Below are 11644 nucleotides of genomic sequence, written 5' to 3' on the forward strand. Positions count from 1 at the left end.
GGTATCGCGACCCGGTCCCTTCCATCGATGGTCAGAAGCGGACGCGCACACCGCCGGAGAAGCGGCGGCCAGTCCTGCGATACTCCTTGGTGCGGTCCTCGCTGACGGAGTAGATGAACTCCTTGGCGTCATTGAGGTTGAGCGCGTCCGCGAAGATCGTGAACTGCGGCGTCACTTCATAGGACAGCCCGGCATCGAGCTGGCCATAGGCGGCGAAGTATTCCGGCTCGCCGTTGCGGCCGGAGGCCACCTGCAGGAAGTTGTCGCGCCAGGTATAGGCCACGCGCGCCTGCAGGCCGTACTTCTCGTAGAACCCGACGAGGCTGTAGGAGGTCTTCGACAGGCCCTCCAGCCCGTAGGACACGCCCGCGACCTGGTTGGTGTAGTTAGCATTCGACTTGGTGTAGTTGAAGCTGGTCTGCACACCCAGACCGTCGAACGGCGCGGGAAGGCCGGTGAAGGCCTGACGATAGCCAAGCTCGAAGCCCTTCACCGTCGCACCCTTGCCGTTGTCGGGCACGGTGACCTGGAACGTCACCTGATCGACCAGTTGCGGCGTCGTCACCAGGGTCACGAAGGAGTCGATCTTCTTGTAGAACGCGGCCGCCGACAGCAGCGAACTCGCGTTGAAGTACCACTCCACGCCGGCCTCGATCTGCTTGGCGCGGAACGGCTGCAGGTCGGGGTTGCCGCGGCTGATCGTCTCGTTGCCGGGGTTGGTCTGGATCGACTGGCGCGGCGACAGGTCCGTCAGCGTCGGGCGCGTCATCACCTTCGAGGCGGCGAGGCGCAGGATGAGGTCGTTGGTCGCCTCCAGCTTGATGTTCACCGAGGGCAGCCAGTCGTTGTACTTGCCCTTGAAGCCCACCGGAACGACCGGCGAGACGACGATGATGTTCTGCCCCTGCCCGTTCGGCTGCGCGCTGAGGACCGTGCGCGATGCGCCGGTCGAGGTATACGTCGTCCCCTCATAGCGAAGACCCGCGTTGATCGTCAGCGGCATCGAGCCCAGCGAGGTGCGGAAGTTGGCCATGACGTAGCCGATCTTCACCTTCTCATCGACCACCGAAGAGGCTGAAGGCGAGAAGACCGCCGGGTTGAACGCAATGCCGTCCTCCGCCGCGAACTGGTCGATCACGCTCACCAGCTGCTGCGGGCTGTAGATCACCCAGTCGCGAATGATGTTCGAAGGGCCGCCACCCTGGAAGAAGTTGCGGTTGGTGGGCTGGAACAGATAGCCCGGAAGCACACGGTCAGAGCCGCAGTAGGCGCACTGCTCACCGAAGGGCATCTCGTCCCCGGTCAGCGTCTTGGTGCGGCGCGAGTACATGCCGCCGGCGAAGAGCGTCAGGTTGGACGTCGCCTCCCATTCGTTGTCGAAGCGGTATTCCTCGATCTTGTCGTCGACATCGGTGCCGCCGCCCCAGATGTAATAGTGCGCGGTGATGCCGTCGGGGCTGGTCGCGGCGTTGGGGTAGTTCGGACTCGAGAAGCCATATTCGTAGATCGGGCTGCCGGAGCGGCGATCGAACCAGAGGTCGATGTTCTTGCGCCGGATCGTGGTGAAGAGGTTGTCTTCCTTGCCGCGCCGTTCCGCCTTCGAGCGCGAGGCGTCGAAGCGCATCTTGAGCGTCTCGGTCGGCTTCCATTCGACGTTGGCACCGAACTGGTTGGTCATGACCTTGCGGTGGTCGTACTGCAGGATCTGGTCGACGAAGCCGCCCTGATAGCGCTGATAGACCGCCTCCTGGCCTTCGACCACCTGCTCCACCAGAGTACCGCCGGAGAAGTCGTAGGCGAGACCGGTCTGCTGCTCCTTAAAGTCAGCCTTCGAATAGAGCCCGTCGAGCGAGACGGTCAGCGTCTCGGTCGGGCGGAACTGCAGCGAACCAGAGAAGCCGTAGCGCTTAAGGTTGCGCTCGAAGAAGAACGGCGACAAGTTCGAAGGCATCGAGACCCGCGTGAACGGTGCCACGTCCGGGCCGATGCGCGCGCCGGGAACGCCGCCTGCATTGTAGTAGGAATCGGTGCTGGAACGATAGACGTGGCCCGCGCCGATGGTGAATTCGTCGTTGCGGGTCTGGCGCTCGGTGTAGACCGCCGAGAGCGAGATGCCGAGCGTCTTCTCCGCATTGCGCCAGGAGGCGACGCCCGAGATTTCCGGATTGAACTTGTCGGCCAGCTCCGCCCACATCTGCCCCGCCGATCCGGCGAACGAGAATTCGTCCTTCTGGTCGATCGCGCGCAGGGTCTTGACGTCCACCGTCGCGCCGATCGAGGCGCCGTTGATGTTGGCCTGCGGTGATTTGTAGACGTCGGCCCCGGCGATGATCTCGGACGGCATGACGTCGAACGAGAACTCGCGGCCATTGTTGTCGGTCGCCAGCGTGCGGCCGTTGACGGTCACCGCGTTGAACTTCGGCCCGAAGCCGCGAACGGTGATGTAGCGTCCCTCGCCCCGGTTGCGCTCGATGGTGACGCCGGCGATGCGCTGAAGCGATTCCGCGACGTTCTGGTCCGGCAGCTTGCCCAGGTCCTCGGCGACGATCGAGTCCACCACCGCAATGGAATCGCGCTTGATGTCGATCGAAGCCTTCTGGCTGGCGCGGATGCCCGCGACGATGATGACGTTCTCCGCATCGACTGCCTCCGATGCCCCGGTATCAGCCGCAGCTTCTTGAGCCTGCGCGCTGGTTGCCAGCGCTAGCACCGATGCAGCTGAAAAAAGCAGCGCCGTCGTGGCCGCGCTGCGAAGCCTTCCCTCCTTGGACATTTCGACTCTCCCTCGAAATTCTTTGCAGGCGTTATGACCTGCCAAAGATCATGTGTCAAACTACATCATACGTATTATGAATTATCGCACCGAGCGGATCGGCAGTACGCAGAGCGCCGAGGCGAACACGAAGACGACGGCGGCGATGAAGATCGCGCGGTAGTCCCCGCCGAACACGCCGAGCAGCGCCGCCGCCATGACCGGGCTGATGATCTGGGGTATGTTGACGGCAGTGGTGAGCACGCCGAGGTCCTTGCCCTCGTCACCCAGCGCCGCCTTGGGCAACACTTGCGTCATCAGGGCCATGTCGATCGACATGAACATGCCGTAGCCCACGCCGATGACGGCCGCGTATACCCACATCCCCGCCATCGAGGGCGCGACCAGCGGCGCCACCATTGCCGCGCCCATGATGAGGCTGCCGCCGATGACGAAGGGCTTGCGCCGCTGCCAGCGGTCCGAAAGCCAGCCCGATACGAGCGAGGACACCACCAGGCACAACAGCGTCACCATCGCCATATTGGCGATCGCGAGGTTGGAGGCGCCATCTGCCAGCCCGATGTAATCGCGCAGGATGTAGAGCAGGTAGGCGGCGACGGCCTGATAGCCCATGTAGATCGTGAAGCGGCTGGCGAAGGCCCAGGCGAAGTCGGGATGTTCGCGCGGACTGATCCAGAAGCTCTTCAGGAACGCGCCCCAGTGCACCGGACGGTGCGGCTGGGTGTCGCTGGGCGGCTCGCGGTTGAGCGCCACGAAAGCCACGCACGAGGCGGCGATGGCGCCTGCGAACAGGCCATAGGCCAGCAGCCGCTCCGACGCGAGGTAGCCCGCGACGACAGTGCCCGCAGTCAGCCCGGCGGTCATCCCCGCGCCGACGATGCCGGAGACACCGCCGCGCGTCTCGGGCGCGAAGCGGTCGGCGATCAGCGTCGTCATCGCAGGCTGCATCGAATTGTAGGCAACCGCCGCCATGACCCACAGGACCATCAGCGACCAGAACCCGGTCGTCCACGACACCCCGAACAGGCACGCCGATCCGACCAGCGAACCGATCGCGATCCACGGCGAGCGCCGTCCCCAGCGGCTGCGCGTACGGTCCGACAGGGCTCCCGCGATGGGCGTTGCCAGAGTCGAGAAGATGGAAGTGATCGCAAAGAGCAGCGCCAGGTTGTTCTCCTTCGAGCCCGGCGAAAGCTCGGCAATCTGGTTGGGCAGCAAGACCCCCAGAACGCCGCTGTAGAGCGCCATCAGCAGGAAGAAGTTGACCATCAGAGAGAGTTGCAAGCGCCAGCGCGCGCGACCCTCAACCCAGGCAGGATCGGAAACGTCGCCGTGCATCACTCTGCAGCCCGCCGCATTTCCGGCACCAGCCGCAGCCCCGCGTCCGCCGGGCGGCGATGCGGCCCGCCGCGCTCACCCCAGCCGATGGCGGCGACTGCACTGGCGACCGCGGCCTCGTCGATCTCTATGCCAAGACCCGGACGGTCGCCCAGCACGATGCCGCCCTCGGCGATCTGCTGGTCCACGTCGAACCCGGCGGGAAAGGCGAAGTCCTGCACCTCGATCCCGATCATGTTCGGCACCGCCGCCGCCGCGTGCGCCACCGGGTTGGCGTTGTAGGCGACCGGCGAGACCGGCAGCCCCCGCGAATGCGCGGCCATGGCCACGCGCAGGAAATGGGTGATCCCCCAGACGCTACCCGCCTGCACGATATCGACCGCGCCCGCATCGAACAACGGCGCGTACTGCTCCAGCCCGGTCAGGTTCTCGCCGGTCGCCACCGCTGTCTTCGCGGCGCGGGCGATGCGGGCATGGCCCGCCGAATCCCACCGACGGACCGGTTCCTCGATCCAGGTCAGGTCCACGTGCTTCGCGATCTCGGCAAGGTGGCGGATCGCCTGCTTGGTGTTCCACGCCTCGTTGACGTCGAGCATCAGTGCGGGCCGGCTGGTATTGCGCGAGAGAATCTCGCGCGCCGTTTCCAGCCGCGCGATGTCGCGGTCGAGATCGCGCCCGCCCTTGATCTTGGCGGCGGTAAAGCCGCGCTCCGCCCACTGTCCGTAGTGCGCAGCGAAGGCGGCATCGTCGAGACCGTAGCACAGGCCCGAGGCATAGCCCGATACGAACCGGTCGCCCGCGCCCAGCGTACGCCACAGCGGTTCCTCGGCCATCTTCGCTTTCAGATCCCACAGCGCCATGTCGACCGCCGCGATCGTGCCGAAGGTTGCCCCGGCATGGCCGCTCTTGAACACATGCGAGAGCATCGCGTCATAGAGCGTCGCAACGCCGCGCGGGTCCGCGCCCTCGACGGCGGGGAACAACCGGTCGATCTCGCGGTGCAAGCCCAGGCCGATGCCGGTGAGCCCGCCGTCCGTCTCCAGCAGCAACACCGGCACTTCGGTAATGCCCGATTCGACGATCCCATTGACGTCGCCGACAGGCCGCTGCCAGTCGTGAAAGGCGGTAAGGCTGCGGTAGCCTGTGATCTTCATCCGGGTTTCCTCTGCCCCAAGCCCTGTTTGTAATTCGTATTATGTATGATCTATGTCGTTTGACAAGCCTTGACGTGCTCCGTCAAGTCGGTTCAGCGTGAATCAGGCGCGAACGATGCGCGTCACCATGATTTCACAAGGCGTCAAAAAGCATGCAGGACAAGGTAGTCGGCCTCGGAGCGCCCGCTAAGACACGGCGGCGTCCGCGCCTGGCCGAAGCGGTGGTGGAGGAACTGGTCAACGCCATCGTCACCGAAGTCTATCCGGCCGGCAGCGCACTTCCTCCCGAGAACATGCTGTGCGACCACTTCGGCGTCAGCCGCACCGTCGTGCGCGAGGCGACTACCGCACTCACCGAAAAGGGCCTCGTCGTCTCGCTGCAGGGGCGCGGCACCATCGTGCGCGAGCAGGGTGACTGGAACCTTCTCGACCCTATGATTCTGGCGGCGCTGTTCCGGCGCGAGGACGGGCTGGCCTATCTCGACAACCTGCTGGAAATCCGCTCCTCGCTGGAGGCCTCGATGGCCGCCAAGGCCGCCCGGCGCGCGACGCCGGAAACCCGCGCGGAACTGAAGACCCAGATCGACAAGCTGGAGGCGCTGGTCGAGATGCCTGCCGCTTACGTGCATGAGGACGTGAACTTCCACGACGTCATCATGCGCATGTCGGGCGCACGGCTGAGCAAGGCGATCATCGACAGCATCCAGTCGCGCGCGCTCAACACCCACGGCTATTCGGGCACGCTCAACGTCGAGCACGTGCGCGAGACTCACGCCGCGCATCGCAAGGTCTATCAGGCCATCGTCGACGGCGATGCCGAAGCCGCGGCCAAGGCAATGCGCGACCATATCGAGTCGTCGTGGGCCCGGCGCAGGGCGAACGGGGCGCAGTGACGCCATCCCGGACTTGATCCGGGACGACGGGCGTATCTCCTAGTCCTGCTCCGACAGCGCATAGATCCGTTCCATCTCTACCCACGTGGTATCCGGCGCGAAGGGTAGCGGGCGCTGGAACGTGCGCATCAGCGCGTCCCACGCCTGCACGTCCGGGTTGGCCGCATCGCGCGCCGCCTTGCCTTGCGGATCGGCGGCCAGCGCGGCGTCCTGCTCCATCACCATGAACATCCGGTCGCCCACCAGCCAGATCTGCAGATCGCGCACACCATCGGCGCGAATCGCCTCGGTCACCGCCGCCGGAGGGCCGCCCGGCGCGTGCCATTCCCGGTAGCGCGCGATCATCTCCGGCTCATCGACAAGGTCCACCGCGAAGCATCTGCGCACGATTTCAGTCATTCCACTCTCCCGGTTGACGCCCATCCTCTCCTTACGTATTCATCATACGTCTTACAAGATGGAGAGGGCAGGCATGGCCTTGCTGTATGGCGCCGAGCGGTCGAAAAGACACATCGCCGAGCGCACCGGATCATTGTCGCAGTTCGCCGGGGTCCGGCTGATGACGCTGGGCGACGGAGTCGAGCGCGGCGTGCGCCTGCTGGAATTCCGCACCGGCTCGGGCCTGCGCTTTACCGTGCTGGTGGACCGCGCCATGGACATCGCCGAGTGCGACCACGCCGGGCGTGCGGTGGGCTGGCACTCGCCGTCCGGCTTCCGCAACCCGGCGCTGCACGACTACGAGGGCGAAGGCGGGCTCGGCTGGTTCCGCTCGATGTCGGGGCTGAACATCACCTGCGGCCTCGACCACATCCTGTTCATGCATGACGACCCGGCGGGCCACTACAACTACGGCCCGCGCGAAGTCGTCTCCTCCTCGCTCCACGGGCGCGTCGGCACGATCCCGGCGCAACTGACCGGCTACGGCGAGCGCTGGGAGGGCGATGCCTGCATCTTCTGGGCCGAGGGCATCGTGCGCCAGTCCACCGTCTTCGGGGAAGACCTGCACCTCATCCGCCGCATCGAGGCGGACCTCGGCGGCAACGAAATCCGCATGACCGACCGGGTGGTGAACCACGGCTTCTACACGACGCCGCACATGTACTGCTACCACATCAACGTTGGGCATCCGGTGGTGGCGGAAGGCGCGCGCTACGTCGCCCCGGTGCGCGAGGTGCTCTGGGCCGCCCACGCGGACGACTATCAGAAACAGGGCGTCGGTTATCGCACCCTGCCCGCGCCGATCGTCAACTTCCACGAACAGGTCTGGCAGCACGACATGGCCCCCGATGCGAAGGGCCGCGTCGAGGTCGCGCTGGTGAACGAGGCGCTGGGCTTCGGCTTCTCCGTAACGACCCGCAAGGACCAGTTCCCCTGCATGTTCGAGTGGCAGAACCTCCACGCGGGCCACTATGCGGTGGGGATCGAGCCCTCGACCAACCACGTCCTCGGCAAGGATTTCGCCCGCGAACGCGGCGAGCTGATCCTGCTCGAACACGGCGAGGAGCGCCGCTACGACACGGTGCTGCAGGTCTTGCCGGACAGCGCCGCCGTCTCCGCCGCCGTGGCGCGGATCGAGGGCGTCATGCTGCAGCCGCAGGAAGAATATCCCGCGCCCACCGGCAATTACCCCGTGATCGGAGGCCGCGCATGAAAGGCCGCACCGTCCTCTACACCGGCGCGGCGGGCGGGCTCGGGCTCGATACCACGCTGCTGCTGATCGAGCGCGGCGCGCATGTCATCGCGCTCGACAACGACGATGCGAAGATCGCCCGCCTCTCCGCCGCCGCTGCCGGCAAGGGGCCGGGACAGCTCACGGTCTCGCGCACCGATCTGTCCGATCTCGCCGCGCTGCGCACCATCCTGGACGCTCTGGCGCGGGAGCACGGAGGCATCGACGTCGTCATCAACAACGCCGCGATCTACCCCTCCAAACCCTTCGAGGACTATACCATCGAGGAGCACCAGCGGGTCCAGCGCATCAACGTCGACGCCGGGATCGTCGCGGTGCAGGCGGCGCTGCCTGGGATGCGCGCGAAGGGCTTCGGCCGGATCGTCAACGTATCGAGCATCACGATCTCGGGCGGGTGGGCGAACCTGTCTCCCTACGTCGCCTCCAAGGCCGCGCTGGTCGGCCTGACGCGGGCATGGGCGCGCGAGTTCGGCGAATGGGGCGTCACCGTCAACGCCATCGCCCCCGGCGCCTTCCCCACCGACGCCGAGACGATCCACCCCGATCCCGAGGGCTACAACCGCATGGTGCTGGACGCCCAGGCGATCAAGCGGCGCGGCACCGCGTCCGACATCGCCCACGCCATCGCCTTCTTCGCCGCCGACGAGGCGGGCTTCATCACCGGACAGACGCTGCACGTCAACGGCGGCTGGACCATGTCCTGAAGGACACGATCGACATGACAATCCTCAAAGGTATCCGCGTTCTCGACTGCTCGATCGCCATGGCCGGTCCCTTCGCCGCCCAGCGCCTCGGCGACATGGGCGCCGACGTGGTCAAGGTGGAGCCCACCAGCGGCGAATGGCAGCGCCATGCCTCCGCGGGCGGGGCGACGGGCAACAAGATCAACGTCTCGTTCCTCTCGCTCAACCGCAACAAGCGCTCGCTGGCGATCGACCTCAAGGCGCCCGAGGGGAAGGCGGTGCTGCTCGATCTGGTGAAGGACGCGGACGTCTTCCTCCAGAACTACCGCCCGGGCGTGGCCGAGCGCCTCGGCGTGGACTACGCGACGCTTTCCGCCATCAACCCGCGCCTCGTCTACATCTCGATGTCGGGCTACGGAGAGGACGGGCCGTACCGCATGCTGCCGGGGCAGGATCTGCTGCTGCAGGGCATGTCGGGCGCAATGCTCTCGGCCGGAAGCGAAGGCACGCCGCCCTCGCCCGCTGGGCAATACCTCGTCGATGCGATCGCCGCCTACAGCGCCTTCGAGGGCGCACTGGCCGCGCTGTTCCACCGCGAGCGCACCGGTGAGGGGCAGCTGGTGCAAGTCAACATGCTCGACGCGATAACCACCATCCAGATGCAGGAACTGTCGGTCTTCACCGTGGGCAACAAGCCGCAGGCCCGCTCGGCCGAGCCTCACGCGCACAGCTACATCCGCTCGCCCTACGGCGTGTTCCAGACGGCGGACGGCTACATGACGCTGGCGATGGCCCGCTTCGACACGCTGGCGCGCGAACTCGACGACCCGTTCTTTGCCGACATGGAGGAGGAACGCGAAGGCTGGACCCGGCGCGACGAGATCTTCGCCCGCCTGCGCGAACACCTGATCCGCCAGCCCACCGCGCACTGGCTGGGCAAGTTCCGCGCCGCCGACATCTGGTGCGGGCCGGTCTATGGCTACGCCGACCTCGTCGACGACCCGCAGATCAAGCATAACGGCACCTTCGTCGAGTACGACCACCCCACCGAAGGCCGCGTTAAAGTGCCCGGCTTCCCGATCCGCTTCTCCCGCACGCCCAGCGCCATCACGCGCGGCGCACCGCTGGTTGGCGAGCACAGCGAGGCCATCCTGCGCGAAGCCGGCCTCGGGGCAGAGGACATCGCCCGGCTCATCGAATCCGGCGTAGTGCGCCAGCACGCATGAGCACGCCCGCCTATCGCGGCCTCACCTGGGACCACCCGCGCGGCTACCGCGCGTTGGAGGCCGCTGCCGCTATCGTCGCGCCCACGCATGGCCTGTCGATCGCGTGGGATCGCCATCCGCTGGAAGGCTTCGAGTCCCACCCGATCGCTGATCTTGCGCAGCGCTACGACCTCATCGTCCTAGACCATCCCCACGTCGGCGAGGCAGTGGCGCACGATTGCCTGCTTCCGATGGAACAGGTGATCGGCACCGATGCCGTGGCGGCGCTGGAACCGGCAGCCATCGGCCCATCATTGGTCAGCTATCGCTATGGAGGCCAGCACTGGGCCTTGCCGCTCGACGCGGCCAGCCAGGTCATGGCCTATGCCCCGGCGCGCGTGGGAACCCCGCCCCAGACCTGGGAGGAAGTGACCGCCCTCGCCCCCCGCGAGCCGGTGGCGCTTTCGCTCTCCGGCCCGCATGCGGCGCTGACCTTCCAGTCCATCGTCGCCTCGCTGCACGCGGGAGGCAGGCCGGAGGGACGCTTCGTCGATCCCCACACGGGCCGCGAGGCTTATGAACTCATGGCCCGGCTGACCGGCGATGCCACGCGCGCCCGCATCGACCAGAACCCCATCGCGCTGCTCGAAGCACTGTCGAACGGGGAAGACATTGCGCTGGTGCCGCTGGTCTACGGCTATGTGAACTATGCGAGGTCCGGCGTCGCCTTCGCCGATGCGCCGCGCGGAGCGGCAGCGATCGGCTCGATCCTCGGCGGCACCGGCATCGCCGTCTCGCGCCGCTGCGCGGTGACCGACGAACTGCGCGCGCATCTGCTTTGGCTCATGAGCGAGGAGGCCCAGACGGCGTTCATCCCCGCTCACGAAGGCCAGCCCGCACTGCGCGCAGCCTGGGCCGACAGGCAAGTCGATGCCGCATGGAACGGGTTCTACTCCAGCACCCGCGCCACGCTGGAAGCGGCCTCGCTGCGTCCGCGCCACGACGGCGCCATCGCCTTCCAGACCGAGGCTTCCGCCCGTCTGCGCGAAAGTCTCCTGGCCCAAGAGGCCGCCGCCACCGTCCTCGCCGGGATCGAAGCCGCCTATACCCGCCATCACACCCGAGGAACCGAGACATGAGCGCCAACTTGCGCTTCGACATCGCCGCCCACGTCGCCACCATCGTGCTGGACCGCCCGGAAAAGCTCAACGCCATGACCCCGGACATGGCCGAGGCGCTGGTCGCCGCCGTTGCCACCTGCAACACCTCGGACGACGTGCGCGTGGTCATCGTCACCGGCGCCGGCGAGAAGGCGTTCAGCGCGGGCTCCGACATCTCGGGGCTCGATGCCTACGCGACGCCCTGGGACTTCCGCAACCGGCAGGACTATTGCGATGCCCTGCGCGCCTGCCGCAAGCCGGTGATCGCCGCGATCAACGGCTATGCGCTGGGCGGCGGGCTGGAGACGGCAATGGCCTGCGACATCCGCATCGCCTCCGCCAACGCCCGCTTCGCGGCGCCCGAAATCAAGCTGGGCTGGATCGGCGGCGGCGGCATGGCGGTGGGCCTGTCGCATTCCATCGGCATGTCGAACGCCGCGCTGATGCTCTACACCGGCGAGATGATCGACGCCGCGCAGGCCGCCGCCTGGGGCCTCGTCAGCGAAGTGACCGAGTCCGCCGCGCTGCTCCCCCGCGCCCGTGAGATCGCCTCACAGATCGCCGCCCGCGCCCCGATCGCGGCAGAAACCGCCAAGCTCAACTTGCGCGCCGCGCACCAGATGCCTTACGAAAAGGCCATCGAGTACGAGCGCGACCTGCAGGCCATCTGCTTCGCCACCGCCGACGCCGCAGAGGGCCGCGCCGCCTTCGCCGAGCGCCGCGCGCCCGTGTTCCGGAGGCGCTGAGC

Annotated in this window: 10 protein-coding genes; 6 read left to right on the forward strand and 4 right to left on the reverse strand. The window is 66.7% G+C overall.

Annotation, left to right across the window (positions count from 1 at the left end):
* Window positions 1–31: 31 nt before the first annotated feature.
* The 3 genes from PKE80_RS14185 to PKE80_RS14195 form a co-directional block, all read right to left on the reverse strand.
* Window positions 32–2773 (reverse strand): TonB-dependent receptor, encoded by a 2742-nt coding sequence (locus tag PKE80_RS14185; protein ID WP_271183041.1) that lies wholly within the window; start codon window positions 2771–2773, stop codon window positions 32–34.
* 81 nt (window positions 2774–2854) lie between these two features.
* A complete protein-coding gene (locus PKE80_RS14190) occupies window positions 2855–4042 on the reverse strand; it encodes an MFS transporter (RefSeq protein ID WP_271183042.1) in 1188 nt (395 codons plus the stop codon).
* Window positions 4043–4110: 68 nt separating this feature from the next.
* Complete coding sequence (locus PKE80_RS14195; protein ID WP_271183043.1) at window positions 4111–5265, reverse strand: mandelate racemase/muconate lactonizing enzyme family protein; 1155 nt, start codon at window positions 5263–5265, stop codon at window positions 4111–4113.
* Window positions 5266–5417: 152 nt separating this feature from the next.
* On the opposite strand from PKE80_RS14195, the gene PKE80_RS14200 reads away from it, so the two are divergent.
* Window positions 5418–6158 (forward strand): FadR/GntR family transcriptional regulator, encoded by a 741-nt coding sequence (locus tag PKE80_RS14200; protein ID WP_271183044.1) that lies wholly within the window; start codon window positions 5418–5420, stop codon window positions 6156–6158.
* Window positions 6159–6197: 39 nt separating this feature from the next.
* Here the strand turns inward: PKE80_RS14200 and PKE80_RS14205 are convergent, their stop codons facing one another.
* Window positions 6198–6557: an L-rhamnose mutarotase gene (locus PKE80_RS14205; protein ID WP_271183045.1), complete on the reverse strand. Its 360-nt coding sequence runs from the start codon at window positions 6555–6557 to the stop codon at window positions 6198–6200.
* 73 nt (window positions 6558–6630) lie between these two features.
* On the opposite strand from PKE80_RS14205, the gene PKE80_RS14210 reads away from it, so the two are divergent.
* From PKE80_RS14210 to PKE80_RS14230, 5 genes are read left to right on the forward strand one after another with little or no spacing between them, the layout of a single operon-like run.
* Window positions 6631–7809: an aldose 1-epimerase family protein gene (locus PKE80_RS14210; RefSeq protein ID WP_271183046.1), complete on the forward strand. Its 1179-nt coding sequence runs from the start codon at window positions 6631–6633 to the stop codon at window positions 7807–7809.
* Window positions 7806–8552 (forward strand): SDR family NAD(P)-dependent oxidoreductase, encoded by a 747-nt coding sequence (locus PKE80_RS14215; RefSeq protein WP_271183047.1) that lies wholly within the window; start codon window positions 7806–7808, stop codon window positions 8550–8552. The genes PKE80_RS14210 and PKE80_RS14215 overlap by 4 nt, the downstream gene beginning before the upstream one ends.
* A 14-nt stretch (window positions 8553–8566) precedes the next feature.
* Complete coding sequence (locus PKE80_RS14220; protein WP_271183048.1) at window positions 8567–9757, forward strand: CaiB/BaiF CoA transferase family protein; 1191 nt, start codon at window positions 8567–8569, stop codon at window positions 9755–9757.
* Window positions 9754–10875 carry an extracellular solute-binding protein gene (locus PKE80_RS14225; RefSeq protein ID WP_271183049.1) on the forward strand — a complete coding sequence of 374 codons (1122 nt, stop codon included), beginning with the start codon at window positions 9754–9756 and terminating at the stop codon, window positions 10873–10875. Before PKE80_RS14220 ends, PKE80_RS14225 begins: the two co-directional genes overlap by 4 nt.
* Window positions 10872–11642: an enoyl-CoA hydratase/isomerase family protein gene (locus tag PKE80_RS14230; RefSeq protein ID WP_271183050.1), complete on the forward strand. Its 771-nt coding sequence runs from the start codon at window positions 10872–10874 to the stop codon at window positions 11640–11642. Before PKE80_RS14225 ends, PKE80_RS14230 begins: the two co-directional genes overlap by 4 nt.
* The last annotated feature ends 2 nt before the right edge of the window (window positions 11643–11644 follow it).

The sequence above is a fragment of the Novosphingobium resinovorum genome (genome assembly GCF_027922145.1).
GTDB lineage: Bacteria > Pseudomonadota > Alphaproteobacteria > Sphingomonadales > Sphingomonadaceae > Novosphingobium > Novosphingobium resinovorum.

Bases quoted from the DNA above. Each gene is read 5' to 3' on its own strand.
- PKE80_RS14205 (WP_271183045.1), bottom strand. From the start codon at position 6,557: ATGACTGAAATCGTGCGCAGATGCTTCGCGGTGGACCTTGTCGATGAG.
- PKE80_RS14230 (WP_271183050.1), top strand. From the start codon at position 10,872: ATGAGCGCCAACTTGCGCTTCGACATCGCCGCCCACGTCGCCACCATC.
- PKE80_RS14190 (WP_271183042.1), bottom strand. From the start codon at position 4,042: ATGGTCAACTTCTTCCTGCTGATGGCGCTCTACAGCGGCGTTCTGGGG.
- PKE80_RS14225 (WP_271183049.1), top strand. From the start codon at position 9,754: ATGAGCACGCCCGCCTATCGCGGCCTCACCTGGGACCACCCGCGCGGC.
- PKE80_RS14185 (WP_271183041.1), bottom strand. From the start codon at position 2,773: ATGTCCAAGGAGGGAAGGCTTCGCAGCGCGGCCACGACGGCGCTGCTT.
- PKE80_RS14200 (WP_271183044.1), top strand. From the start codon at position 5,418: ATGCAGGACAAGGTAGTCGGCCTCGGAGCGCCCGCTAAGACACGGCGG.
- PKE80_RS14210 (WP_271183046.1), top strand. From the start codon at position 6,631: ATGGCCTTGCTGTATGGCGCCGAGCGGTCGAAAAGACACATCGCCGAG.
- PKE80_RS14215 (WP_271183047.1), top strand. From the start codon at position 7,806: ATGAAAGGCCGCACCGTCCTCTACACCGGCGCGGCGGGCGGGCTCGGG.
- PKE80_RS14220 (WP_271183048.1), top strand. From the start codon at position 8,567: ATGACAATCCTCAAAGGTATCCGCGTTCTCGACTGCTCGATCGCCATG.
- PKE80_RS14195 (WP_271183043.1), bottom strand. From the start codon at position 5,265: ATGAAGATCACAGGCTACCGCAGCCTTACCGCCTTTCACGACTGGCAG.